At 69.4% G+C, this 25099-nt stretch carries 25 protein-coding genes and 1 other RNA gene; 5 read left to right on the top strand and 21 right to left on the bottom strand.

Annotated elements, in window-relative coordinates:
• Position 1: 1 nt before the first annotated feature.
• The 13 genes from UN84_RS05575 to rsmI all read right to left on the bottom strand — a co-directional run bounded on the left by UN84_RS05575 (position 2) and on the right by rsmI (position 14506).
• On the bottom strand, positions 2-928 hold the full coding sequence (locus UN84_RS05575; protein ID WP_046079746.1) for a D-alanine--D-alanine ligase: 927 nt from the start codon (positions 926-928) through the stop codon (positions 2-4).
• The gene (gene murC / locus UN84_RS05570; RefSeq protein ID WP_046079747.1) at positions 925-2337 is read right to left on the bottom strand and encodes a UDP-N-acetylmuramate--L-alanine ligase; all 1413 of its coding nucleotides are present in this window, start codon (positions 2335-2337) and stop codon (positions 925-927) included. Before murC ends, UN84_RS05575 begins: the two co-directional genes overlap by 4 nt.
• A gap of 61 nt (positions 2338-2398) precedes the next feature.
• Complete coding sequence (gene murG / locus UN84_RS05565) at positions 2399-3484, bottom strand: undecaprenyldiphospho-muramoylpentapeptide beta-N-acetylglucosaminyltransferase (protein WP_046079748.1); 1086 nt, start codon at positions 3482-3484, stop codon at positions 2399-2401.
• Positions 3481-4734 carry a putative lipid II flippase FtsW gene (gene ftsW, locus UN84_RS05560; protein WP_046079749.1) on the bottom strand — a complete coding sequence of 418 codons (1254 nt, stop codon included), beginning with the start codon at positions 4732-4734 and terminating at the stop codon, positions 3481-3483. The genes murG and ftsW overlap by 4 nt, the downstream gene beginning before the upstream one ends.
• A complete protein-coding gene (murD, locus tag UN84_RS05555) occupies positions 4731-6119 on the bottom strand; it encodes a UDP-N-acetylmuramoyl-L-alanine--D-glutamate ligase (RefSeq protein WP_107182403.1) in 1389 nt (462 codons plus the stop codon). Before murD ends, ftsW begins: the two co-directional genes overlap by 4 nt.
• A gap of 24 nt (positions 6120-6143) precedes the next feature.
• Complete coding sequence (mraY, locus tag UN84_RS05550) at positions 6144-7226, bottom strand: phospho-N-acetylmuramoyl-pentapeptide-transferase (protein WP_035592476.1); 1083 nt, start codon at positions 7224-7226, stop codon at positions 6144-6146.
• 8 nt (positions 7227-7234) lie between these two features.
• Positions 7235-8614: a UDP-N-acetylmuramoyl-tripeptide--D-alanyl-D-alanine ligase gene (locus tag UN84_RS05545; protein WP_046079752.1), complete on the bottom strand. Its 1380-nt coding sequence runs from the start codon at positions 8612-8614 to the stop codon at positions 7235-7237.
• Complete coding sequence (locus UN84_RS05540) at positions 8611-10119, bottom strand: UDP-N-acetylmuramoyl-L-alanyl-D-glutamate--2,6-diaminopimelate ligase (protein WP_052719380.1); 1509 nt, start codon at positions 10117-10119, stop codon at positions 8611-8613. Before UN84_RS05540 ends, UN84_RS05545 begins: the two co-directional genes overlap by 4 nt.
• 82 nt (positions 10120-10201) lie before the next feature.
• The gene (locus tag UN84_RS05535; RefSeq protein WP_107182405.1) at positions 10202-11908 is read right to left on the bottom strand and encodes a peptidoglycan D,D-transpeptidase FtsI family protein; all 1707 of its coding nucleotides are present in this window, start codon (positions 11906-11908) and stop codon (positions 10202-10204) included.
• Positions 11905-12231 (bottom strand): cell division protein FtsL, encoded by a 327-nt coding sequence (ftsL, locus tag UN84_RS05530; protein WP_046079755.1) that lies wholly within the window; start codon positions 12229-12231, stop codon positions 11905-11907. Before ftsL ends, UN84_RS05535 begins: the two co-directional genes overlap by 4 nt.
• An 8-nt stretch (positions 12232-12239) precedes the next feature.
• The gene (gene rsmH, locus UN84_RS05525) at positions 12240-13196 is read right to left on the bottom strand and encodes a 16S rRNA (cytosine(1402)-N(4))-methyltransferase RsmH (RefSeq protein ID WP_046079756.1); all 957 of its coding nucleotides are present in this window, start codon (positions 13194-13196) and stop codon (positions 12240-12242) included.
• Between the two features lie 67 nt (positions 13197-13263).
• Positions 13264-13616, bottom strand: an RNA gene (rnpB, locus tag UN84_RS05520) — RNase P RNA component class A.
• A 32-nt stretch (positions 13617-13648) separates the two neighbouring features.
• Complete coding sequence (gene rsmI / locus UN84_RS05515; protein ID WP_046079757.1) at positions 13649-14506, bottom strand: 16S rRNA (cytidine(1402)-2'-O)-methyltransferase; 858 nt, start codon at positions 14504-14506, stop codon at positions 13649-13651.
• 46 nt (positions 14507-14552) lie between these two features.
• On the opposite strand from rsmI, the gene UN84_RS05510 reads away from it, so the two are divergent.
• From UN84_RS05510 to UN84_RS05495, 4 genes are read left to right on the top strand one after another with little or no spacing between them, the layout of a single operon-like run.
• Positions 14553-16316: a penicillin-binding protein activator gene (locus tag UN84_RS05510; protein WP_107182409.1), complete on the top strand. Its 1764-nt coding sequence runs from the start codon at positions 14553-14555 to the stop codon at positions 16314-16316.
• The gene (locus tag UN84_RS05505; protein WP_046079760.1) at positions 16300-16668 is read left to right on the top strand and encodes a YraN family protein; all 369 of its coding nucleotides are present in this window, start codon (positions 16300-16302) and stop codon (positions 16666-16668) included. The genes UN84_RS05510 and UN84_RS05505 overlap by 17 nt, the downstream gene beginning before the upstream one ends.
• A gap of 24 nt (positions 16669-16692) precedes the next feature.
• Entirely contained in the window at positions 16693-17286 is a 594-nt protein-coding gene (locus tag UN84_RS05500; protein ID WP_016854401.1) for a phosphoheptose isomerase, read from the top strand.
• Between the two features lie 5 nt (positions 17287-17291).
• Positions 17292-17870, top strand: a complete 579-nt coding sequence (locus UN84_RS05495) for a BON domain-containing protein (RefSeq protein WP_035592448.1) — start codon at positions 17292-17294, stop codon at positions 17868-17870.
• A 103-nt stretch (positions 17871-17973) separates the two neighbouring features.
• On the opposite strand, the gene UN84_RS05490 is transcribed toward UN84_RS05495, so the two are convergent.
• The 8 genes from UN84_RS05490 to zapE form a co-directional block, all read right to left on the bottom strand.
• Positions 17974-18438: a ClpXP protease specificity-enhancing factor gene (locus tag UN84_RS05490; RefSeq protein WP_046079762.1), complete on the bottom strand. Its 465-nt coding sequence runs from the start codon at positions 18436-18438 to the stop codon at positions 17974-17976.
• Positions 18439-18493: 55 nt separating this feature from the next.
• Positions 18494-19120 (bottom strand): stringent starvation protein SspA, encoded by a 627-nt coding sequence (gene sspA, locus UN84_RS05485; RefSeq protein ID WP_035592439.1) that lies wholly within the window; start codon positions 19118-19120, stop codon positions 18494-18496.
• A gap of 139 nt (positions 19121-19259) precedes the next feature.
• Entirely contained in the window at positions 19260-20027 is a 768-nt protein-coding gene (locus tag UN84_RS05480) for a cytochrome c1 (RefSeq protein WP_046079763.1), read from the bottom strand.
• A complete protein-coding gene (locus UN84_RS05475) occupies positions 20027-21286 on the bottom strand; it encodes a cytochrome b (RefSeq protein ID WP_035592434.1) in 1260 nt (419 codons plus the stop codon). The genes UN84_RS05480 and UN84_RS05475 overlap by 1 nt, the downstream gene beginning before the upstream one ends.
• Complete coding sequence (gene petA / locus UN84_RS05470) at positions 21286-21885, bottom strand: ubiquinol-cytochrome c reductase iron-sulfur subunit (protein WP_046079764.1); 600 nt, start codon at positions 21883-21885, stop codon at positions 21286-21288. Before petA ends, UN84_RS05475 begins: the two co-directional genes overlap by 1 nt.
• A 222-nt stretch (positions 21886-22107) precedes the next feature.
• The gene (gene rpsI, locus UN84_RS05465; RefSeq protein ID WP_035592430.1) at positions 22108-22497 is read right to left on the bottom strand and encodes a 30S ribosomal protein S9; all 390 of its coding nucleotides are present in this window, start codon (positions 22495-22497) and stop codon (positions 22108-22110) included.
• A gap of 13 nt (positions 22498-22510) precedes the next feature.
• Complete coding sequence (gene rplM, locus UN84_RS05460) at positions 22511-22939, bottom strand: 50S ribosomal protein L13 (RefSeq protein ID WP_016854409.1); 429 nt, start codon at positions 22937-22939, stop codon at positions 22511-22513.
• Positions 22940-23299: 360 nt separating this feature from the next.
• On the bottom strand, positions 23300-24481 hold the full coding sequence (gene zapE / locus UN84_RS05455) for a cell division protein ZapE (RefSeq protein WP_046079765.1): 1182 nt from the start codon (positions 24479-24481) through the stop codon (positions 23300-23302).
• A 180-nt stretch (positions 24482-24661) separates the two neighbouring features.
• Between zapE and UN84_RS05450 the strand changes: the two genes are divergently transcribed.
• Positions 24662-25087: a YhcB family protein gene (locus tag UN84_RS05450; RefSeq protein ID WP_161796815.1), complete on the top strand. Its 426-nt coding sequence runs from the start codon at positions 24662-24664 to the stop codon at positions 25085-25087.
• The last annotated feature ends 12 nt before the right edge of the window (positions 25088-25099 follow it).

The following is a 25099-nucleotide window of genomic DNA, read 5'->3' as shown; positions in this document are numbered from 1 at the left end:
CTCAGGTCCGCCCGGCGGTGTCGAGGATGCGCCGCACCAGCGCATCGAAGTCGATACCCGCGTGAGCGGCGGCCTGAGGCACCAGGCTGTGATCGGTCATGCCCGGCACGGTGTTGACCTCGAGCAACCAGAAACGCCCTTCGGCGTCGCGCATCACGTCGACGCGCCCCCACCCCGCACAACCAATAGCGGCGAAGGCATCGCGGCTCAGCTCGGCGAGCCGCGCCTCGTCGCCGGCCGGCAGGCCGCAGGGCAGGTGGTAGAGCGTCTCGTCGGAAAGGTACTTGGCCTCGTAGTCGTAGAAGCCGTTCGGCACCTCGACGCGGATCGCCGGCAGCGCACTGTCGCCCAGCAACGTCACCGTGTACTCCTCGCCGCGCACGAAGCGCTCCGCCATCACCCGGGCATCGAAGCGCGCGGCGTCGCGATAGGCCGCCTCCAGGGCCTCGGGACTCTCGACGATGGTGATGCCCAGCGTCGAGCCCTCGTGAACCGGCTTGACGATCAGCGGCAGCCCCAGACGCTCCGCCACCGCCGCCCAGTCGGCGTCGGGACCGAGCATCTCGCTCTGCGGCGTCGGCAGCCCCAGGGCCTGCCAGACCAGCTTGGTGCGCTGCTTGTCCATCCCCAGCGCCGAGGCCATCACCCCGCTGCCCGTGTAGGGGATGCCCAGCAGCTCGAGGGCGCCCTGCAGGGTGCCGTCCTCGCCGCCGCGCCCGTGCAGGGCGATGAAGACGACGTCCGGCCTCAGCGCCTCGAGCCCGGCCAGCCCGCCCTGCTCGGCGGGATCGAAGCCGACCGCCTGGACGCCGCTGCGTTCGAGCGAGGCCAGCACCGCCGCGCCGCTCTTCAGCGAGACCTCGCGCTCGGCGGAGTCCCCACCGTAAAGCACCACCACCCGGCCCGGGCCGGTCACGTCGGTCGTCATAGCGTCACCTCGTCGAGCGCCAGACGGGCGTCGGCCAGTCGCTGGGCGATGCCGCCCACGTCACCGGCGCCCTGGGTGATCAGGATGTCACCGGGGCGCAGCACCTTGGCCAGCAGTCCCGGCAGTTCGGCCTTGTCCTGGACGAAGATCGGATCGACCTCGCCGCGCTGGCGAATCGAGCCCGCCAGGCTGCGCCCGTCGGCGCCGGGCAGCGGCGTCTCGCCGGCCGCGTAGACGTCAAGCAGCAGCAGCGTATCGACCCCCGCCAGCACGCGCACGAAATCCTCGTAGAGGTCCCGGGTACGCGAGTAGCGGTGCGGCTGGTAGGCCATCACCAGGCGGCGGTCGGGCCAGCCATCGCGCACCGCCTGGATGACCATCTCCACCTCGCGGGGATGGTGGCCGTAGTCGTCGACCAGCATCACCTCGCCGTCACCGGCCGGGGCCGGGAAATGGCCGTGCACCTGGAAGCGCCGACCGACCCCGGCGAAACTCGCCAGCCCGCGCAGGATGGCGTCGTCGTCGACGCCGGCGTCGCTGGCCACGGCAATGGCGGCCAGGGCGTTCAGGGCGTTATGGCGCCCCGGCATGGCCAGGCGCACCGGCAGCGGCGCCAGCCCGTCGGGCCGCCGGGCGGTGAAGCGCACCTCGCCGGCCGACTGAGCGAAGTCCTCGATGCCGTAGTCGGCGTCGTCGCTGAAGCCGTAGGTCACGAACTGGCGACTGACCCGCTCGAGCAACCCACGCACGTTGGCGTCATCGATGCACAGCACGGCCAGCCCGTAGAACGGCAGGTTGTGCAGGAACTCGACGAAGGTGTCCTTGAGGCGCTCGAAGTCGCCGCCGTAGGTCGCCATGTGGTCGGCGTCGACATTGGTGACGATGGCCACCATCGGCTGCAGGTGCAGGAAGGAGGCATCGGACTCGTCGGCCTCGGCCACCAGGTAGTCCCCCTCCCCCAGCCGCGCGTTGGTGCCGGCGCTGGTGAGCTTGCCGCCGATCACGAAGGTCGGGTCCAGCCCGCCCTCGCCCAGCAGGGTGGCGGTGAGGCTGGTGGTGGTGGTCTTGCCATGAGTGCCCGCCACGGCAATGCCATGACGGAAGCGCATCAGCTCGGCCAGCATCTCGGCGCGGCGCACCACCGGCACGCGATGCTCCTGGGCCCAGCGCACCTCGGGATTGGCCGGATCCACCGCCGTGGAGACGACCACCACGTCGGCATCGCGCGCATTGTCCTCGGCATGACCAATCGCCACGCGCACGCCACAGGCCTGCAGGCGGTTGACCACCGGCGAGACCCGGAGGTCGCTGCCGCTGACGTCGTAGCCCTCGTTGGCCAGCACCTCGGCGATGCCGCACATGCCCGCACCGCCGATGCCGACGAAGTGGATGCGCCGGATACGGCGCATGCCCAGCCCGCGCCCGAGGCGGGGAGGCGTGGCTTGGCCGGGTACCGGCCCTAGGGTCTGGTCACTCAAAAGCAGTCTCCATACAACCGGCCACCAGCCGTTCCACGGCGTCGAGATGGGCACAGCCTCGCGCCTCGGCGGCCATGGTGGCAAGCGTGTCGGGGTCGAGCAGCGCCGCCAGCCGGTCGGCCAGCGTCGCCGCAGTCATCTCGGATTGCGGCATCAGGGCGGCGGCCCCCTGGGCCACCAGGGCCGCGGCGTTGGCGGTCTGGTGATCGTCCACCGCGTGCGGGAAGGGCACGAACAGCGCCGGCTTGGCCGCCGCCGCCAGCTCCGCCACGGTCAGGGCCCCGGCCCGGCAGACCACCAGATCGGCCCAGTCGTAGGCCTCGGCCATGTCATCGATAAAGGCGGTCACCTCGGCGGCCACGCCCTGCCCCGCATACGCCTCGCGGGTCGCCGCGTCCTTGTCGCGGCCGGCCTGATGCCGCACCTCGGGGCGCTCGGCCTCGGGCAGCCGGGCCAGCGCCTCGGGCATGCCCCGGTTGAGCGCCAGCGCGCCCAGCGAGCCGCCCACCACCAGCAGACGCAGCGGACGGGCGCGCATCGTCTCGGCGTTGCGGGGCGTCTCGCCGATGGCGGCGATGTCGCTGCGCACCGGGTTGCCGACCACCTCGGCGCGGCCCGGGAAGGCCTGGGGGAAGGCCGCATAGACCCCGCGCGCCAGCCGTGCCAGGACGCGGTTGGTGAGCCCGGCCACGGCGTTCTGTTCGTGGATCACCAGCGGCCGGCGCGCCAGCCAGGCGGCCAGGCCGCCGGGGCCGCTGGCGAAACCGCCGAGGCCCACCACCAGCTGGGGATCGAAGGTGCGGATCACCCGGCCGGCCTGGCGCACCGCACCGATCAGCCGCCAGGGCGCCATCGCCCAGCCGGCCAGGCCATTGCCTCGCAGCCCGCTCACGGCGATGCGATGCAGCGGCAGGCCGGCCTCAGGCACCAGACGGTTCTCGAGGCCGCGCGGGCTGCCCAGCCACTCGACCTCGACCCCGCGGGCCTGCAGCGCACGGGCCAGGGACAGGGCCGGAATGACGTGGCCGCCGGTGCCGCCGGCCATGATCAGGGCGCGTCGCCCCTCGCGTCGACTCATGCTTGGGTTCCTTTGCTCTTGCCAGGGTCACTCTTGGCGGCCGCGCGCTTGCCGGCACCGCGGGTCCCGGACGCCGTGTCCCGAGCCGCGGTCGGCGAGGCCCGGCGCACGGCCTGGCGGGTCTCGATGTCGGCCCGCAGCAGCATCGCCACCATGATGCAGCTCACCACCAGGCTCGAGCCGCCGTAGCTCAGCAGCGGCAGGGTCAGCCCCTTGGTGGGCAGCATCCCGCTGCTCACGGCGATGTTGATGAAGGCCTGGGCACCGATCACCAGGGCGATGCCATAGCTGGCATAGGCGGCGAAGGCCAGGCCGGCCAGCTCGGCGCGCCGCCCTACCGCCATGGCACGCCACACCAGCAGCGCGAACAGGCCGATCACGGCGATCGCCCCCACCAGCCCCAGCTCCTCGGCGAGCACGGCGAACACGAAGTCGGTATGCGCCTCGGGCAGGTAGAACAGCTTCTGCACACTGTTGCCGAGCCCGGTGCCCAGCCACTGCCCGCGACCGAAGGCGATCAACGCCTGGGTCAGCTGGTAGCCACTGGCGAACTGGTCGGCCCAGGGGTCGACGAAGCTGGTCAGGCGCGCCATGCGATAGGGCTCGGCGATCGCCACCACGACGCCCAGCACGGCCACCAGCGCCATCAGCAGCAGGAAGCGAATCCAGGGCGCGCCGGCCATCAGCAGCATGCCCATCACGCAACCGGTCATCACCACCACGGCGCCATAGTCCGGCTCGAAGATCAGCAGGCCGCCGAACAGACCCAGCACCACCAGGGGCCGCAGGAAGGCCCCCCACTCTCGGCGCACCTGGGGCAGAAAACGCTCCAGATAGCCGGCCAGATAGGCGATCAGACACAGTTTGGCGATCTCGGAAGCCTGGAGATTGAACGGCACGCCGGGCAGCGACAGCCAGCGCTTGCTGCCGTTGACCTCGCGGCCGACCACCAGCACCAGCACCAGCAGGGCGATGCCGACCAGCAGCAGCAAGGGCCCGTTGGCCTTCCACCAGGCCAGCGGCACCCGCAGCGCCAGGGCCGCGATCGCTATCGACAGCAGCAGGAAGGCGCCATGACGCAGGCTGAAGTACCAGGCATTGCCGGTCAGGCTCGAGGCCACCTCGCTGGAGGCCGAGGTCACCATCACCCAGCCGATCAGCAGCAGTGCCAGAGCAGCGATCACCAGCCAGCCGTCGAAGGGCTGGTCGGCGGTGGAGAGCCGTTCGCGAAGACGGGCCAAGCGGCTCATGAGCGCTCCTCCTCGGCCAGGCGCTCGACGCCGGCCCGGAAGGCCTCGCCTCGGGCCTGATAATTCGGGAACTGGTCGAGACTGGCGCAGGCCGGGGACAGCAGCACGCAGTCACCGGGAGCGGCGATCTCGGCGGCCCTGGCCATGGCCGCCTCGAGGTCATCGACCCGGGTCGAGGCCACGGCGCCGTCCAACGCGGCGGCAAGGCGCTCGGCGTCGCGGCCGAACAGGATCGCCTCGCGCCCGTGACGGGCCAGCGGCGTGGCCAGCGGCGTGAAGTCGGCGCCCTTCCCCTCCCCGCCGGCGAGCAGGATCAGGCGGCCGGACAGCGTCGGGCCGAGCCCGGCGATGGCGGCCAGGGTCGCGCCCACGTTGGTGCCCTTGGAATCGTTGATCCAGCGCACCCCGCCGACCTCGGCGATCAGCTCGCCGCGATGCGGCAGGCCGGCGAAGCGCTCGAGCACGCGGCGCATGGCGGCCATCCCCAGGCCGAGGCGATGCCCCATGGCCAGGGCCGCCAGGGCATTGGCCTGGTTGTGGCGTCCCGGCAGGCGCACCGCCGAGGCCGGCATCAACGGCGCGGTGCCGTGCATCAGCCAGTCGCGTGGGCCGCTGCCGTCGTCGTGGACGGCGATGCCCCACGCCTCGCCCTCGGGCGATGCCGTGGTGAAACGATCGAGGGCCGGCGGCGGCGCGTCCGGCCAGGTGGCCGGGTCCTCGGCGTTGATCACGCCGTGGCGCGCGCCGCGGAAGATCGCCTGCTTGGCGGCGCGATAGCCGGCGAGGTCGCCGTGGCGGTCCAGATGATCCTCGGACAGATTGAGGAAGGCGGCGGTCTCGGCGCCCAGCCGCGGCGTGGTCTCGAGCTGGAAGCTGGACAGCTCGAGCACATAGAGCTCGGCATCGGGCCGCTCTACGAGCAGGTCCAGCGCCGGCGTGCCGAGGTTGCCGCCCACCGCCACGCGCCGGCCGGCCTCTGCGGCCATCTCGCCGAGCAGCGTGGTCACGGTGGACTTGGCGTTGGCGCCGGTGATGGCGGCGATGGGCGCGCGGGCCGCGCGCACGAACAGCGCGATCTCGCCGACGACGAGCGGCTCGCCGGATTCGCCGAGGCGACCGGCCAGGGCATCGAGCCCGGGGCTTGCCGGATCGACGCCGGGACTGACCACGATCTCGCGGGCCGCCTCCATGTCCAGCTCGGTCAGCGCCGCGCAGTGGATCGCCACGCCCGGATGGGCGGCGCGAAAGTCGTCCAGCCCCGGGGGCGCGGCGCGGGTGTCGGCGACCATGAAGGGTCGCCCGAGGCGTTGCAGGTGGCGGCAGATGGCGCGCCCGGAGACCCCGAGCCCGACCACCAGCGTGACGCCCTTGGGCACCTTGACCATCAGCGGCTCCTCAGCGATGCGGCATCAGCGGATCTTCAGGGTGGCCAGGCCCAGCAGCACCAGCACCACGGTGATGATCCAGAAGCGCACGATGACCCGCGGCTCCGGCCAGCCCTTGAGTTCGAAGTGATGGTGCAGCGGCGCCATGCGGAAGATCCGACGCCCGGTGAGCTTGTAGGAGCCCACCTGCAGGATCACCGAGACGGTCTCCATGACGAAGATGCCGCCCATGATGAACAGCACGATCTCCTGGCGCACGATCACCGCCACCACCCCCAGGGCCGCGCCCAGGGCCAGCGCTCCCACGTCGCCCATGAACACCTGTGCCGGGTAGGTGTTGAACCACAGGAAGCCCAGGCCCGCTCCGGCGATGGTGGCGCAGAACACCGCCAGCTCGCCGGCGCCGGGAATCATCGGGATCTGCAGGTACTCGGCGAACACCGTGTTGCCGCTGGCATAGGCGAACACCGCCAGGCCCATGGCCACCAGCACGGTGGGCATGATGGCCAGACCGTCCAGGCCGTCGGTGAGGTTCACCGCGTTGGAGCTGCCGACGATCACCAGATAGGTGAGCACCACGTAGAACAGCCCGAGCTGCAGCACGAAGTCCTTGAACAGCGGCAGGATCAGGCTGGTCTCCACCGGCGAGGCGGCCGTCACGTAGAGGATCACCGCGGCGGCCAGACCGATCACCGACTGCCAGAAGTACTTCCAGCGCGCCGGCAGGCCACGGGGATTCTTCTCCACCACCTTGCGATAGTCGTCGACCCAGCCGATGGCGCCGAAGCCCAGGGTCACGGCCAGCACCACCCACACGTAGTGGTTGCGCAGATCGCCCCACAGCAGGGTGCTGACGGCGATCGCCATCAGGATCATGGCGCCGCCCATGGTCGGCGTGCCGGCCTTCGAGAGATGCGACTGGGGACCGTCGTCACGCACCGCCTGGCCGATCTGGCGCTCCACCAGCCGGCGGATCACCTTCGGGCCGAGCCACAGGCACAGCACCAGGGCGGTGAGAGTGCCCAGGATCATGCGCAGGGTCAGATAGTTGAAGACGTGAAAGGCGCTCTGGAATTGCGCCAGCAGTTCAGCCAGAAAGAGCAGCATGTAATGCCTTACCTTGATGCATCCGGACACAGCGCCGACACCACGGCCTCCATGCCGGCACTGCGCGAGCCCTTGACCAGCACGCTGGCCCCTGGCGGCAGATGTTGGAGGACGTGGCGCGTCAGCGCCTCCCGATCGTCGAAATGACACCCCGCCTCGCCGAAGGCGCGGCTGGCCGGCCGCGCCGCCTCGCCGAGGGTGCCGAGAAAGTCGATGCCAAGCTCGCGCGCGTGATGGCCAACCTCTTCGTGAAGCCGCGCCGAGGCCTCGCCCAGCTCGCCCATGGCGCCCAGCAGGCACCAGTGCGGTCCCGGCAGGCTGGCCAGCAGGTCGAGGGCGGCCTTCACCGCGCCGGGGTTGGCGTTGTAGGTATCGTCGAGCAAGCGCGAGCCATTGACACCCTCCACCGCACTGAGCCGGCCCGGCATCGGCGCGACGGCCTCGAGCCCGGTCAGCACGTCGTCCGGGGCCAGGCCCATGGCCAGCGCCGCGCCCGCCGCCGCCAGGGCATTGGCCACGTTGTGGCGGCCGAGCAGCGCCAGCTGCACGCGCCCCAGTTCGCGATCATCGTGAAACAGCGTGAAAGCATAGCGTCCGAGCGGATCGCAAACCAGTGTCTCGGCGCGCAGACGCGCCGGTCCTTCCACGGCGAAATCCAGCACCTCCCGCGGCGCCGCGAGGCTCGCCCAGCTGGCGAAGTAGCGGTCGTCGCGGTTGAGCACCGCCACCCCGTCGCCAGGAAGCGACGCCAGGATCTCGGCCTTGGCCTGGGCGATGCGCCCGAGGCCGCCGAACTCGCCCACGTGGGCGCCGGTGACGTTGGTGATCACCGCCACCCGGGGTTCGGCCAGGCTCGCCGTCCAGGCGATCTCGCCCAGGTGGTTCGCCCCGAGCTCGACCACCGCCTGGCGGTGCTCGGCGGCCAGCTCGAGCAGCGTCAGCGGCGCGCCGATGTCGTTGTTGAGGTTGCCCCGGGTGGCCAGGGTCTCGCCGCGGCGGGCCAGCAGCGTGGCCAGCATCTGCTTGACCGTGGTCTTGCCGCTGTTGCCGGTCACCGCGACCAGCGGCCCGCCCCAGGCGCGGCGGCGGGCGCGACCCAGCAGGCCCAGGGCCAGGCGAGCGTCGGCCACTTCGAGCTGTGGCAGCGGATCGTCGACGCGACGCTCGACCACCGCGGCCACCGCCCCCGCCTCGCGGGCGGCGGCGATGAAGTCATGGCCATCGAAGCGTTCGCCGGTCAGCGCCACGAACAGCGCCCCCGGGCCCAGGCGGCGGGTGTCGGTGACGATCTCGCCCACCGACAGCTCGGCGCCGACATCGGCGTCGGGCACGTCGAGGCCGAGCACCGCTGCGACCTCGGCCAGGGTCTCGAGACCGACGCCGCTCATGCCTCTCCCTCTCGGCGGGCGGCCAGCGCCGCCTCGGCCTCGGCGAGATCAGAGAAAGCATGGCGGACGCCGTCGATCTCCTGATAGGCCTCGTGGCCCTTGCCGGCGATCAGGATCACATCCTCGGCGGCGGCCTCGCGGATGACGTCGCGGATCGCCCGGGCGCGGCCGTCGACCACCTCGGCGGCCTCGCGGCCGGCCTCGGACAGCCCCTCGAGCATCGCCTCGCGGATCGCCGCCGGCGCCTCGGAGCGGGGATTGTCGTCGGTGATCACCAGCCGGTCGGCGTGGCGCTCGGCGGCGGCGGCCATCAGCGGGCGCTTGCCGGCATCGCGGTCACCGCCGCAGCCGAACAGGCACCACAGCCGGCCGCTGTCGGGCAGATGGGCGCGCAGCGCCTGTAGGGCATTCTCCAGGGCGTCCGGGGTGTGGGCGTAGTCGATTACCACCGTCGGCGCGCCCTCGCCGACCAGCGCCTGCATGCGACCGGGCACCGGCGCGAGCCCGTCGGCGGCCTCGAACAGGTCATCGATCGCCTCCCCCAGGCCGTGCAGCGTGGCGATGGCCAGCAGCACGTTGGTCAAGTTGAAGCGTCCCATCAGCGGCAGCGTCAACACGCGCTCGCCGTCGGGCGTGGCGACCAGCGCGCGCTGGCCTTCGCCATGGGGCACCCAGTCCACCACCCGCAGGGTCACGGCCTCGTCCTCGCCTACCGCCAGCACCCGTACGCCCTCACCCAGCCCGGCCAGCATCAGCCGCGCCAGCGGGTCGTCGGCGTTGACCACCGCCAGCGCGAGCTCGCTGCGACGAAACAGCCGCGCCTTGGCCGCGGCGTAGGCGGCCATGCTGCCGTGATAGTCGAGATGGTCACGACTCAGGTTGGTGAACACCGCGGCGCGGAAGCGGCAGGCATCGAGACGCCGCTGCTCCAGGGCATGGGACGAGACCTCCATGGCCACCCGCTCCAGGCCCGAGCCGGCGAGCTCGCCGAGGGCGGCCTGCAGCGCCAGCGGCCCCGGCGTGGTCAGCCGCCCCTCGACCAGCGCGCCGGGGCGCCCGTGGCCCAGGGTGCCGATCATGCCGGCCGGTCGACCGAGGCGTTCGCTCAGGGCAGCAATGTAGTGAGTCACCGAACTCTTGCCGTTGGTGCCGGTGACGCCGATCAGCTCCAGCGCCTCGGGCACGTCGAAGAGGTCGCGCCCCAGCTCGCCGAGCCGGGTGCGCAGATGTGGCAGTGCCACCACCCGAGGGTCGTCCGGCAGCGTCGAGGCGTCGTCGTCATGGGCCAGCACCAGGGCGGCGCCGGCCTCCAGGGCGACGGCGATGTAGTCGCGGCCGTCGACGGATACTCCGGGCACGGCGAGGAAGACGTCGCCGGCGGCGAGCTCCCGGCTGTCCAGGATCAGCCGCGGCCGGTCGGGCAGCGCGAGCCCGGCCAGCGCCTCGCGCCGGCGGGGCCAGTGGGCGATCAGGACCTCGATCAGGCGCTCGGCGGTCACGTCCATGGGCTCTCCTTTCGGTAGACGGTCAGGCGATAGACGGTCGGGCGATGAACGATCGCATGGCGAACGGCGAACGGTGCGGCGCTCATGAATCCTCGTCCAGCAGGTCGGGAGGCACGTCCAGCAGCCGCAGGGCGCTGCCGGCCACCCGTGAGAACACCGGTGCCGCCACCGCACCGCCGTAGAAGGCGTCGCCCCGAGGGTGGTCGATCATCACCACGGTGATCAGGCGCGGATCGGAGACCGGCGCGATGCCCACGAACAGCGAACGGTAGGCGTTCTCCTCGTAGCCACCCCCGCCGCTCTTGCGCACCGTGCCGGTCTTGCCGGCCACGCTGTAGCCCGGCACCAGGGCACGCCGGGCACCGGTGCCCGGCTCCACCACCCGGTCCATCATACCCAGCACGCGGTCGGCGACGTCGGGCTCGATCACCGGCTCGCCGGCCGGCGGCCGATTGAGACGCAACAGAGACGGCGGCAGGCGCTCGCCGTGGTTGGCGATGGCGGTGTAGGCCCCGGCCAGCTGCAGCGCGGACACCGACAGGCCGTAGCCGTAGGACAGCGCCGCCCACTGGCTGCTGGACCAGACCTGAGGCGCCGGCACGCTGCCCCCCGCCTCACCGGGAAAGCCGGTGCCCGGCACCTGATCGAAGCCCAGCGCCCGATAGCGCTCGGGCACCACGGGGTCGTCGAGCTGCAGGGTCAGCTTGGACATGCCGATGTTCGAGGACTTCTCGAGGATGCCGGACAGGCTGAGCTCGCCGTAGTTGGCGACGTCCTTGATGGTGTAACCGTCGATGACCATCCAGCCCGGCGACGTGTCGATCACGGTATCGGGCGGAAACCGACCGGTCTCGAGCAACGCCGACATGGCCAGCGGCTTCATCACCGAGCCGGGCTCGAAGACGTCGACGATGGCGCGGTTGCGCAACCCGCCGGGATCGAGGCCGGCACGATTGTTGGGGTTGTAGGACGGCTGGTTGGCCATGGCCAGCACCTCGCCGGTATCGGCGTCGAGCATCACCAGCACGCCGCCGTCGGCGTCGTTCTCGTCCACCGCCGACTTGAGCTCGCGATAGGCCATGTACTGCAGGCGCTGGTCGATGGCCAGCGTCAGGTCGCCGCCGGGCTCGGCCTCCTGGAGCACCTCCAGGTCGCGGACCAGTCGTCCGCGCCGATCCTTGAGCACCCGGCGACGCCCCGGCTCCCCGGAGAGGTAGGACTGATAGGCGAGCTCCAGCCCCTCCTGCCCCTGATCGTCGATGTTGGTCACGCCGATCAGCTGGGCGATCACCTCACCGGCGGGATAGTAGCGCTTGTACTCGGCCCGCTTGTGCACCCCGGGGATGCGCAGGTCGAGCACCTCCTGGGCGTCCACCGGCGTCATGCGGCGGCGCAGGTACATGAACTCGCGATCGGCATAGCGCTCGATGCGCGCGTTCAGGGCCTCGGGCTCCTGCCCCAGGGCCTGGGCCAGGCGCAGCCGCTGGATGCGATCGTCGGGCAGATCCTGGGGGTTGGCCCACAGCGTCACCACCGGGGTGGAGATCGCCAGTGGCTCGCCGTGGCGATCGGTGATCATGCCGCGGTGGGCGGGAATGGGATCGACGCGCAGGGTCCGGGCATCGCCCTGCCCCTGCAGGAAGGTGCGGTCGAAGACGTGCAGGTCGACGATGCGTCCGGCCAGCAACGCCAGGCCGATCAGCACCAGCCCCAGCATCACCCGGTAGCGGGCCTGCCCCATGGGCGACGGGGCATGGCGCGTCTTGCCGCGACGAGGCGTGGCACTCATGGCCGGATGACCTCGACTTCGTCGATGCCGGGCAGGCGCATCTCGAGCCGGTCGCTGGCCAGCCGCTCGATGCGCGACGGCGAGGACCAGGCGCTCTCCTCGAGCAGCAGCTGGCTCCACTCGGTCTGCAGCTGCTGGTGCTCACGCTCGAGCGACTGCAGCTGCGCGTATTGCACCCGGGTCTGATGGCTGGTGGCGATCACGGCCAGGGCCGCGCCCAGGCAGGCCGCCAGCAGCACGGCATTGAGCGCCAGCCCCAGGGTCGGGCGCAGGCGCAGCGGCCAGGCGAAGGAAGAAGGAGTGGCGTCGCGTCCTTGAGCCATGCCGTACCTCAGTATCGCTTGCGCGCCACGCGCATCACCGCACTGCGGGCGCGGGGGTTGGTCTCGACTTCCTCCGGCCCCGGACGGCGCGCCTTGCCGACGGACTCCAGGCGCCGCTGAATCTGGTCGTCGCGCAGCGGGATGCCCTTGGGCAGATGAGTGTCGCCGCGCACGTGATCCCGGATGAAGCGCTTGACCCGGCGATCCTCCAGAGAATGGAAGCTGATCACCACCAGGTGCCCGCCGGGGGCCAGCGTCTCGAGGGCGGCCTCGAGGGCGGCATCGAGCTGGTCGAGCTCGCCGTTGACCTGGATGCGCAGCGCCTGGAAGGCGCGGGTGGCCGGGTGCTTGCCCTTCTCCCAGGCGGGATGGGCGACCTTGATCACCTCGGCCAGGTCGCCGGTGCGGGTGAAGGGCGTCTCGACGCGGCGGGCCACGATCGCCTTGGCCAGCCGACGGGCGAAGCGCTCCTCGCCGTAGGTCTTGAACACCCGGGCGATCTCGCCCTCGGCGGCATGGGCCAGCCAGTCCGCGGCGCTCTCGCCACGGGTCGGGTCCATGCGCATGTCGAGCGGGCCGTCACGCAGGAAACTGAAGCCCCGCTCCGGATCGTCGAGCTGGGGCGAGGAGACGCCGACGTCGAGCAGCACGCCGGACAGCCGGCCGTGCAGGCCGCGCGCCTCGGCGAACTCGCCCAGGCGGGCGAACTCGCCCTGGTCGATGGCGAAGCGCTCGTCGTCGATGCTCGCCGCCTCGGCGATGGCCTGGGGATCGCGGTCGATGGCCAGCAGCCGTCCCTCGGGAGCGAGCCGCTCGAGGATCGCCCGGGAGTGGCCGCCGCGGCCGAAGGTGCCGTCCAGGTAATGGCCCGCCGGATCATGAATCAGGGCGTCGACCGCCCCGTCGAGCAGCACGCTGGCATGGCGAAAGCCGCGGGGGGCGTGTTCGGGGGCGGATGACGTCATGCGCTTCTCTTGGCGGCTGGTCTTGCAAATGGCGGGGCGCCGCCGGACGGCGGCGCGCAAAGAATTCGTGGGGAGTCGGCCGATAAGCCGGGTTCTGTCGGGGACAGCCATTCCTCTAGGGGCGACGTCACCGTCGCCCTCAAGCAACCTACCCGAACCCAACGCGGGCCACGCCAACGGGTTCCTATTTGGTCTTGCTCCGAGTGGGGTTTACCGTGCCACGCACTGTTACCAGGCGCGCGGTGCGCTCTTACCGCACCCTTTCACCCTTACCGGCCTCCCGAAGGAGACGTAGGCGGTCTGCTCTCTGCTGCACTTTCCGTCGGCTCGCGCCGCCCAGGCGTTACCTGGCACTCTGCCCTGTGGAGCCCGGACTTTCCTCCCCCGGATCGCTCCGGCGGCGGCTGTCTGGCCAACTCCCGCGGCAAGCATACCAGCGCCCCGCCACCCCCTCAATCCCCGTCCTTGAGCGCCTGCGCCCTGGCGTACCACTGTTTCTTGGCGCCTCCCAGGGTCCGGGCGGTCACTGCCGCGGCCTGCTTGACCCCCACGCCCTCGGCGAGCATGGCGGAAAGCAGCGCATCGGCATCGACGCTGGCGGCCTCGTCGGCCGACTTCGGCGCGGCGCCGGCCACCATCACCACGAACTCGCCGCGGGCCTGGTCAGGGTCGTCCGCCATCCGCGCCAGCAGGGCCTCGGGGGCGCCCTCGAGAAAGGTCTCGAAGGTCTTGGTCAGCTCACGGGCGAGCACCACCTGACGCTCGCCGAGCACCGTACCGAGATCGGCCAGAGTGTCACGGATGCGATGCGGAGACTCGTAGAACACCAGGGTCTCCTCGCGCTCGGCCAGCGCCTCGAGCCGTCCTCGCCGGGTGCCGCCCTTGGCCGGCAGGAAGCCCTGGAACAGGAAACGATCGGTGGGCAGGCCCGCCGCCGAGAGCGCCGCCACCAGGGCGCACGCGCCGGGTACCGGTACGATGCGGCGCCCGCGGGCGCGCAGCTCGCGCACCAGCACGAAGCCGGGATCGCTGATCAGGGGCGTGCCGGCATCGCTGACCAGCGCCACGGCCTCCCCGGCGGCCAGCCGGGCGTCGATCTGCTCGACCCGAGCGGCCTCGTTGTGCTCGTGCAGCGACAGCAGCGGCGGCGCCACGCCCAGGTGGCGCAGCAGGCGCGAGGTGTGCCGGGTATCCTCGGCGGCCACCAGCTCGACCTCGCCCAGCAGCCGTGCGGCGCGGGGGGCAAGGTCGTCCAGATTCCCAATCGGCGTGGCGACCACGTACAATACCCCTGTAATGGCGTCTGTCATTTCGGCTCCCGGGAAGCTCTCCGCACGTGAGGACAAGGAAGGATTCATGAAGATTTCGTCTCGCGGCCCGCTGGCCGCCGCCTTCGTGGCAATGTGGCTGGCCGGCTGTGCCTTCCAGCCCGGCATCACCGAACGGCAGCCCGTCGGCGATCCGAACCAGCTGCTGGCCCAGGCCGAACAGCAGGCCCCCGAACAGGCCGCCAAGTCGCGGCTTCGGGCGGCCGATATCCTAGCACGCCAGGGCAGCCGCCCCCAGGCGCTGGAAATCGTCAAGGACATCGACGACAGCCGGCTGCCCCCCGAGGATCGCGGACGCTGGGCGATGCTGCTGTCCGACCTCGGCGAGACCGAGGGAGACCCCTCCGCGGTGATCCAGGCCGCCCAGCAGCTCGACGAGCTGCAGCTGCCTCGCGACCAGGCCGCGCTGCTGCGCGAACGCCAGGCCCGCGCCCTCGGCCAGATCGGCGAGACCCGCGCCGCCGCCCAGACGCTGCTTCGCCTGCAGGCCGATACCGGTCGCATCGATCTCAACGACCCGATCTGGGAGCAGCTCTCGCGCCTGACGCCCGGCGCCATCGACGAGCTGCGTGACGGCGCCAGCGACCCGACCCGGGCCTGGCTCGATCTCGCCGAGCTGGTGCGCACCAGCGGCGGCGACATCGAACGCCTGTTCGCCCGCCTCGACGACTGGCGCGGTCGCTATCCGGATCATCCCGCAGCCCGGCAGCTGCCCGCCGACATCCTGGCGCTGCGCGACCTGCGCGGCCAGGACGTGCGCCACATCGCCGTCTTCCTGCCCGAATCCGGCCCGCTGGCCGGGGTCGCCGACGCCCTCGAGGAAGGCCTGCGCGCCCACCACATGAACGAGGTGAACGGCGGCGGCCGCGGCATCCAGCTGACCTTCATCGATTCCTCCGGCGGCAACTTCGACGCCCTCTATCAGGAGGCCCGTCAGCGCGGCGCCCAGGTGGTCATCGGGCCGCTGGACAAGGATGCCGTCACCGCCCTGGAGCGCCGCGACCGGGTGCCGATGCCGACGCTGGCCCTCAACTACGGCGAGGACGAGCGCAACAGCGCCGAAGGGCTCTTCCAGTACGGCCTCTCGGCCGAGGACGAGGCTCGCTCGGTGGCGGCTCGCGGCCGCCAGGACGGCCATCGCAGCGCCTCGCTGCTGGTACCGGACAACGCCTGGGGACGCCGGGTCGGCGAGGCGTTCGCCGACGCCTGGCGCGATCGCGACGGCCGGATCGCCAACGCCGTACGCTACAACCCCGGCCGGCCGGCCACCGAGAGCACGCGCCGCGCGCTGGGCTCGAGCCGCCCCGACATGCTGTTCCTGCTGGCCCTGCCCGACTACGCTCGCCAGGTGCCACCGACCATCGACTACTACGCCTACAAGCAGGAGCTGTCGGTCTACGCCACTTCGCACCTCTACGAGGGGCGCCCGCAGCCGCGCCTGGACAAGGACCTGAATGGCGTGATGTTCCTCGACATCCCCTGGCAGATTCCCGACGCCGCCGTGGGCGGCGAAGAGGCCCTGCCCTTCCTCGACAGCTATCGCCAGCTGCGCGAGGAGTCCGACCCCAACATGTTCCGCCTGATGGCCATGGGCGTGGACGCCTACGAGCTGGCCCGGCGTCTGCCCCAGTTCCAGGCCATCCCCGGCAGCGAGCTGTTCGGCGCCACCGGCACCCTGAGCGCCGACCAGGACGGCCGCATCCACCGCGAGCTGCCCTGGGCCCGCTTCGAGGACGGCGTGCCCCAGCCGGCGCTGGACATGAGCCACTTCACCGATGACGCATCCCGCTGACGCCCGCGCCCGCGGCGCTCGCATCGAGCGCCTCGCCGCGGACTGGCTGGCGGCCCGCGGCCTCGCCCTCGTGGCCGCCAACCAACACGCCCGGGGCGGCGAGATCGACCTGGTGATGCGCGACGGCGATGTGCTGGTATTCGTCGAGGTTCGCCACCGCCGCGACACCCGCCACGGCCATCCGCTCGAGACCGTCAACGCCACCAAGCAGCGCCGCCTGATCCAGGCGGCGCGTTTTTATCTGCAACGCAACCGGCTATCATGTGCCTGCCGCTTCGATGTGCTGGCCGCCACCGGCACGCCGCCGGACCTCGATTTCACCTGGGTCCGAAACGCCTTCGAAGCGTTCTGATCGCCCAAGGACCAGGAAGCCACGATGGATTTCCAGAACCGCATTCTCGGACACTTCAACGCCAGCATCGACACCAAGACCTACGCCAGCGAGGTGCTGCCGCCCTTCATCGAGGTCGCCAGCCAGATGATGGTCCAGGCCCTGGTCAACGAAGGGAAGATCCTGGCCTGTGGCAACGGCGGCAGCGCCGGCGACAGCCAACACTTCTCGTCCGAGCTGCTCAACCGCTTCGAGCGCGAGCGCCCCAGCCTGCCGGCCCTAGCGCTGACCACCGACACCTCGACGCTGACCTCGATCGCCAACGACTACAGCTACAACGAGGTGTATTCCAAGCAGATTCGTGCCCTGGGCCAGCCCGGCGACGTGCTGCTGGCGATTTCCACCAGCGGCAATTCCGGCAACGTGGTGCAGGCCATCCAGGCCGCCCACGACCGCGAGATGACCGTGGTCGCCCTGACCGGCCGCGACGGCGGCAACATGGCCTCGCTGCTCGGCCAGGACGACTGCGAGATCCGCGTGCCGGCCACCTCGACCGCCCGCATCCAGGAGGTTCACCTGCTGGTGATCCACTGCCTGTGCGACCTCATCGACGAACAACTCTTCGGCGCAAGCGAGTGATGCCCATGATCGACAAGTCCCGCCTCCTGGGCCTTTCCCTGGCCCTGCTGCTGGCCCTGTCCGGCTGCACCACCATGACCGCGGCCACCACCTCCGGCCCCATCAACGAGAACTACAGCGAGCGTACCGTCGGCACCAAGGTCGAGGACGACAGCATCGAGACCAAGGTCGCCCACAACCTCGGCACCACCGACGCCCGCCTTGGCGACGCCCGCATCAACGTCGACAGCTACAACGGCGTGGTGCTGCTCACCGGCCAGGTACCGAGCCAGGAACTCAAGAACATGGCCGAGCGCATCGCCGGCGAGGTGCGCAACGTGCGCCGCGTCCACAACCAGCTGAGCGTGGCCGCCAACCTGCCGACCAGCCAGCGTCTCACCGACACCTGGCTCAAGACCCGCATCCGCACCGCGCTGGTCGCCAACGAGGCCATCGACTCCAGCAAGCTGCGCATCGTCACCGAGAACGACAGCGTCTTCCTGATGGGCATCGTGCGCCGCCAGGAGGCCGAGCGCATCGTCGCCGCGGTCCGCAACGTCGGCGGCATGCAGCGCATCGTCAAGGTCTTCGACTACCTCGACTGACGCCCTCGCGCCCCGCCATCCGGCGGCACGGAACGAAGAACGGCAGGCCCGAGGGCCTGCCGTTCTTCTGTCAGGTTCCGCGCATGGCGGCGGGAACGACGCGCTACTTGACCACGCGCAGCGAGGGACGCCCCTTCTTCGGCGCCTGCTCCGGCTCGCCGCCGGCATCGCCATCGTCGCTGTCGACGCTGGACAGCCCCGGCGCCTCGTCCTCCGACGCCTCCTCGGCCACGTCATTGGCATCATCGGCCGGCATAACCGGCTCATGACCGAACACCATGCCGACGCCGTTCTCGCGGGCATAGATCGCGATCAGCGCCTCGATCGGCACCATGATCTGGGTCGGCTTGCCGCCGAAGCGTGCCGAGAAGGCGATGGCCTCGTTGGTCATCGACAGGTCGCGGATCGCGCTGACGCCGAGGTTGAGCACGATCTGGCCGTTCTGCACGAACTGGCGCGGCACCTCGACGCCCGCCTGCTCGGCATCGACCACGATGTAGGGCGTCAGCTCGTTGTCCAGCAGCCACTCGTACAGGGCCCGCGCGATATAGGGACGACTCGATTGCATCGATTGGCCCTCCAGAAAAGCGGCCCCGGCGCGACGCCGGGGCGTGAAAGAACGATCAGGGACGCATCTCGCGCTCGGCTTCGCTCAGCGAGGCCCGGAAGCCGTCGCGATCGAAGACGCGCTCCATGTAGCCCATCAGCGGCTTGATCTGCTTCTCCGGCATCTCGATGCCGAGCGCCGGCAGACGCCACAGGATCGGTGCCAGGCAGCAGTCCACCAGGGTGAACTCCTCGCTCATGAAGAACGGCATGTCCTCGAAGATCGGCGAGATGCCGACCAGGCTCTCGCGCAACTCCTTGCGCGCCTTCTCGGCTTCCTTCTTGGTGCCGTTCTGGATCTGCTCGACCAGCGGGCACCACTCGCGCTCGATGCGATGCATCCACAGCCGGCTCTGGGCCCGGGCGACCGGATAGACCGGCAGCAGCGGCGGATGCGGGAACCGCTCGTCGAGGTACTCCATCATCACCTTGGACTCGTAGAGCACCAGGTCCCGGTCAAGCAGCGTGGGCACGCTGTTGTAGGGGTTGAGATCGGCGAGCTCCTCGGGGTGGCTCTCCTCGGTGACCTCGACGATATCCACCGCCACCCCTTTCTCGGCGAGCACGATACGTACCCGATGACTGTAATGATCATCGCCCCCGGAATAGAAGATCATCGACGACCGCTTGGCCACTACACCCATGAAACAATCCTCGCATCAGTTCGTGGCGGGATGATAACACGACGCACCCCATCTCGGGGCGTCGTGTGGCGTCCCGCTATCGCCACGGCACACGACGCGGGCGCATGGCCGAAGCCATGCGCCCGCGCGGCCGGATTCGTCAGTGAATGTCGCGCCAGTACTCGCGCTTGAGCAGGTAGGCAATGATGCCGAAGACGAAGATGAAGATCAGCACCTTGGGCGCCAGCGCCTCGGCCTTGAGCCGCGACGGCTCGCCGACATAGGCCAGGAAGTTGGTCAGGTCATAGACCACCTCCTCGAACTCGCCGGGCTCCATGGCGCCGGGCTGGGTCACCTGCAGCACCTCACAGGACTGATACTTGCCGGTCAGCGGATCAAGCTCGGCCCCCTCGACGGGATGCTCGCTGGCGGCGCAGACCTTCTCCTGCACGCCCTGCAGCGGCTCGAGCACGTTGGGCATCGCCACCAGCGGAAAGACCTGGTTGTTGACGCCGGTGGGCCGTGACGGATCGCGATAGAAGCCGAGCAGATAGGAGTAGATCCAGTCGGTGCCGCGCAGCCGCGCCTCCAGGGTCAGATCCGGCGGCGCCGCGCCGAACCAGTCCTCGCCGTCCTCCGCCGACATCGCATTGTGCATCTGGTCGTTGAAGCCCACCGACTCGGCGAAGATCAGGTTGTCCTCCACCAGCCCCTGAGGCATGCCCAGATCCTCCGCCGCGCGGGAGAAGCGCTGATACTGCAGGGAGTGACACCCCATGCAGTAGTTGACGAACAGCTTCATGCCACGCTGCAGCGATGCTCGATCGTGCAGGTCGGGGGTCATCTCCTGCAGATGGGCGCCACCTCCGGCGGCGAAACCGAGCATCGGAAGCAGGGCCAGGATCAGAGCCAGCAGTCCCTTTTTCATCAGCCAGTCACCCTTTCCGGAACGGGTTTGGTCTTCTCCCAGCGGCTGTAGAACGGCATCAGCAGGAAGAAGGCGAAGTAGAGCACGGTACACAGCTGGGCCAGCGCCGTGCGCGCAGCGGTCGGCGGCAGCACCCCGAGCACCCCAAGCACGATGAAGCTCACCGCGAACAGCGCCAGCATCAGCTTCGAGATCCAGCCCTTGTAGCGAATCGAACGCACCGGGCTGCGGTCCAGCCAGGGCAGCACGAACAGCACCGCGATGGCCGCGCCCATGCACACCACGCCGAGGAACTTGGCGTCGAGGCCGAACAGCGAGAAATTGATCGCGCGCAGGATTGCGTAGAAGGGCGTGAAGTACCACACCGGCGCGATGTGATCCGGCGTCTTCAACGGATTCGCCGGCTCGAAGTTCGGCTTCTCGAGGAAGTACCCGCCGCCTTCCGGGAAGTAGAAGATCACCGCACAGAACACGAACAGGAAGACCGCCACGCCGACGATGTCCTTGACCGTGTAGTAGGGATGGAAGGGAATCCCGTCCAGCGGCTTGCCGCTCTCGTCCTTCTTGGCCTTGATGTCGATGCCGTCGGGATTGTTCGAGCCGACCTCGTGCAGGGCGATGATGTGCAGCACCACCAGCGCCAGGATCACGATCGGCAGCGCCACCACATGCAGGGCGAAGAAGCGGTTCAGGGTGATGCCGGAGATCAGGTAGTCGCCGCGTACCCACTGGGCCAGGTCCGGCCCGATGGCAGGAATGGCCGAGAACAGCGAGATGATCACCTGGGCGCCCCAGTAGGACATCTGCCCCCAGGGCAACAGGTAGCCCATGAAGGCCTCGGCCATCAACGCCAGGTAGATCGCCATGCCGAAGATCCACACCAGCTCCCGGGGCGCCTTGTATGAGCCGTAGAGCAGGCCGCGGAACATGTGCAGGTAGACCACGACGAAGAACGCCGAGGCGCCGGTGGAGTGCATGTAGCGAATCAGCCAGCCCCACTCCACGTCGCGCATGATGTATTCCACCGAGGCAAAGGCGCCCTCGGCGGAAGGATTGAAGCTCATGGTCAACCAGACGCCGGTGAGGATCTGGTTGACCAGCACCAGCAGCGCCAGCGAGCCGAAGAAGTACCAGAAGTTGAAGTTCTTCGGCGCGTAGTACTTCGACAGGTGCTCCTGCCACATCTGAGTGGCGGGAAAGCGATCGTCGACCCAGCGCATGACGCCGCGCTCCGCCTTGGGCTTATCGGGGTTCGCCATCAGGCCGTCTCCTCATCCTCACCGACGACGATGACGTCGTCACTCTCGAAGCGATACGGGGGCACCTCCAGATTCAGCGGTGCCGGCACGTTGGCGAATACGCGACCCGCCAGATCGAAGCGCGACCCGTGACAGGGGCAGAAGAAACCGCCCGGCCAGTCGGCGACGCCGACATCGTCGGCCCCGGGGTCCGGCTTGAACAGCGGCGAGCAGCCCAGATGGGTGCAGATACCGACCAGCACCCCGATCTCGGGGCGAATGGACCGCATCGTGCCATCGGCATAGCCGGGTTGCTGGGGCTCCTCGGAGCCGGGGTCGGCCAGCAGATCACCGCCGAGCGCCTCGGTGCGCTCGATCATTTCGGGCGTCCGGTAGAGCACCCACACCGGGCGCCCACGCCATTCGACGGTCATGCGCTGACCGGGCTCGAGCTTGGAGATATCCGCCTTGACCGGCGCACCGGCGGCACGCGCCCGGGCACTCGGTTGCCAGGAGGACAAAAAGGGAACCGCGACCCCGACCGCGCCCGCCGCACCCACGACGGAGGTAGCGCCCACGAGGAAACGGCGTCGCCCCTTGTTCACGCCGCTGTCTGCCATTGTTGGTATTCTCCCATCAGCGATTTGCCCGCCATTGCTGCGCGAGCCACCAGAGCCGCGACCACAGGGGGTGAGGAATGCTAACCATGGTAGGTAAAGGGGCCACCCTTCACAACACGCCGCGGCCGACCGGCAGCGGCAAGACGCCAATCTCTTGACCTCGCACAAAAAAAACGCCCGGGTCCTGAGGACCCGGGCGTTCTTGACGAGGCTCGTCGCAGATCAGCGCTTGGAGAACTGCGGACGACGACGGGCCTTGCGCAGACCGATCTTCTTACGCTCGACTTCACGGGCGTCACGGGTGACGTAACCGGCTTCACGCAGCGGCTTGCGGAAGTCTTCGTTGTACTGCATCAGGGCGCGAGTGAGGCCGTGACGAATGGCGCCGGCCTGGGCGCTGCCACCGCCGCCCTTGACGGTCACGTAGACGTCGAACTGGCCGAGGGTCTCGGTCAGCTCGAGCGGCTGACGGACGACCATGCGACCGGTGACACGGCCGAAGAACTCGTCCAGATCACGGTTGTTGACGGTGATCTTGCCAGTGCCCGGCTTCAGGAAGACGCGGGCGGTAGAGGTCTTGCGGCGACCGGTACCGTAATACTGCTGTGTCATGGCGAAAGCTCCCTCAGATGTTCAGTTCTTGCGGCTGCTGCGCGGCGTGCGGATGCTCGGTGCCGGCGTAGACCTTGAGCTTGGAGTACATGGCACGACCCAGCGGGCCTTTCGGGAGCATGCCCTTGACCGCGGACTCGATGACGCGCTCCGGTGCGTGAGCGATCATCTTCTCGAAGTTCATGGAGCGCAGGCCACCCGGGTAACCGGTGTGACGATAGTAGTTCTTGGCGCTCGCCTTGTTGCCGGTGACATGCACCTTCTCGGCGTTGATCACGACGATGTAGTCGCCAGTGTCAACGTGCGGGGTGTATTCCGGCTTGTGCTTGCCACGCAGGCGGCGAGCGATCTCGGTGGCCAGACGGCCCAGAGTCTTGTCCGCAGCGTCGACGACGTACCAGTCGCGCTGGACGGACTGCGGCTTGGCAGTGAACGTCTTCATGGGTGAATCACCAAATCGATGTATTGGGTCCTGCCCCGGCTCGGCGGTTCGGACCATCCCTATTTTTCTTGGTTGCCGTCCGCGGACGACAACGGTCAAGCGCGCGAATTCTACACGCCCTACTCCATCAGGACAATGCTTTCCGCCCCAAGGCAGGAATCCCTTGCACAAAAACGCTCAAGCCAACATCTGAAAAGTCGAAAAGTCAGCGAGCGAAGGTTAGACAAGGCAAAAATCAGCGAGAAGGCGGACCGGGCTCGCGTGCGAGTTTACTGGCCGTAAATGAGGACTTTGACCGGGCTCGCGCACGAGCTGATTTTTAACGCCGTATAGCCGAGCGCAGCGACTTTCGTGCACCGGCTAGGGCTTGTGCGGCAGGGCCAGATACTCCCTCGACTGCATCTCCTGGAGGCGCGAGAGGGTCCGCTCGAACTCGAACTCCAGCTTGCCGTCGCGATAGAGCCGCTCGGCCGGCGCTTCGGCGGACATCAGCAGCTTGACGCCGCGGTCGTAGAACTCGTCGACCATGTTGATGAAGCGCCGGGCCTGGTCGTCGCTGGCGCCGTCCATGCACGGCACGCTGGAGACCAGCACGGTGTGGTACTCGCGAGCCAGCTCGATGTAGTCGTTCTGACTGCGCGGGCCGTCGCAGAGCTCGTCGAACGCGAACCACACCACGTCGTCATGCAGCCGCCGGCTGTGCAGCACCCGATGATTGATCTCGATCGGCGCCCCGTCCTCGCCCTCGTGGCCGGCGATCTCGCGGAAGCTGCGTGACAGCTCGGCCTCGGCGGCCTCGTCCAGCGGCGAATGAAAGATCTCGGCGCGTTCCAGGGCGCGCAGTCGGTAGTCGATGCCGGAGTCGACGTTGACCACCTCGCAGTGACGCTCCAGCAGGTCAATCGCCGGCAGGAAGCGCGCGCGCTGCAGGCCATCCTTGTAGAGGTCGGCCGGCACGATGTTGGAGGTCGCCACCAGCACCACCCCGCGGGCGAACAGCGCCTCGAGCAGGTTGGCCAGGATCATGGCGTCGGTGATGTCCTTGACGAAGAACTCGTCGAAGCAGATCACCCGCGCCTCGGCGGCGAACTTGTCGGCCACGAGGGTCAGCGGGTTCTTCTCGCCCTTGTAGTGCTCGAGTTCGTTGTGCACCCGCTGCATGAAACGGTGAAAGTGGGTGCGCATCTTCTCGGGAAAGGGCAGCGCCTCGAAGAAGGTGTCCACCAGGTAGGTCTTGCCCCGCCCGACACCGCCCCAGAAATAGAGCCCGGTCACCTCCGGCAGCGCCGGCGCCTCGGGCTCGCCGCGGCGGCCGAACAGCCCGGCCATCCGCGACTTCAGCCCCTTGCCCGCCGACGCCGGCCGAGCATACTCGCGCGGCTTGGCCAGCAGGTCGTCAAACAGGCGCTGCAGGTGCGTCACGGCCTGTTCCTGGGCGGGATCGAAGGCGAAATCGGCGCGCTCGAGATCGGCACGATAGCGGCCCATCGGGGTGTTCGGCTCGGCGGCGGTCGGCATCCTGTGACGCTCGCTCATGGACATGGGGGCGACGGTCCTCGGCATCCGGTGAAAGAGGGGCATTATACCCACCGGGGCGTCGCTTGGCATCGCCGGCCGGCCGTTGACCCCGGCATCTGCCTCGGCCCTATAATGGGCCGCCGGCCCGCCCGGCGCTGGAGCCGGCCGCCGATGCCGAGCCGAGAGACCGCTCAGGAGAACGATGTGGAATTAAGCAATATCAACTGGATGCTGGGCGCCGCTTGCCTGCTGGCCGGGATCGGCCTCGGCGTGATGGGCTACCACCTGATGAATGCGGGCGCACGCAACGTGCAGATGTTGCGCCAGCGCCTCGCCGAACGCGACCGCCAGCTGGCCGAACTTCGCGACGGCGTCGGCGATCACGTCGAGCGTCTCGGCAGCCTCGCCGCCGCGCTGAACCAGGAAGTGAGCGAGGCCAGCAGCCGGCTGGGGGCCGAAGCCCCGCAGCGCGCCGACCTGGCCGCCGCCACGCCCACGACGCCCGAGGTCGAAAGCGACGACGATGTCGCCGCCCCCCGCGACTACGCCGATGGCAACCGCGGCACCCTCTCGGAGGACTTCGGCCTCAAGCAGAACGACGCCGACGCGCCCCAGCCACCCCGCTACTGAGGCCCTCCCGGC

The sequence above is a fragment of the Halomonas sp. HG01 genome, from assembly GCF_000968715.2.
In the GTDB taxonomy this organism is placed as follows: Bacteria; Pseudomonadota; Gammaproteobacteria; order Pseudomonadales; family Halomonadaceae; genus Halomonas; species Halomonas halophila.
The sequence above is the reverse complement of the archived record's forward strand: the minus strand, read 5'-3'. Positions and strand labels throughout refer to the sequence as shown.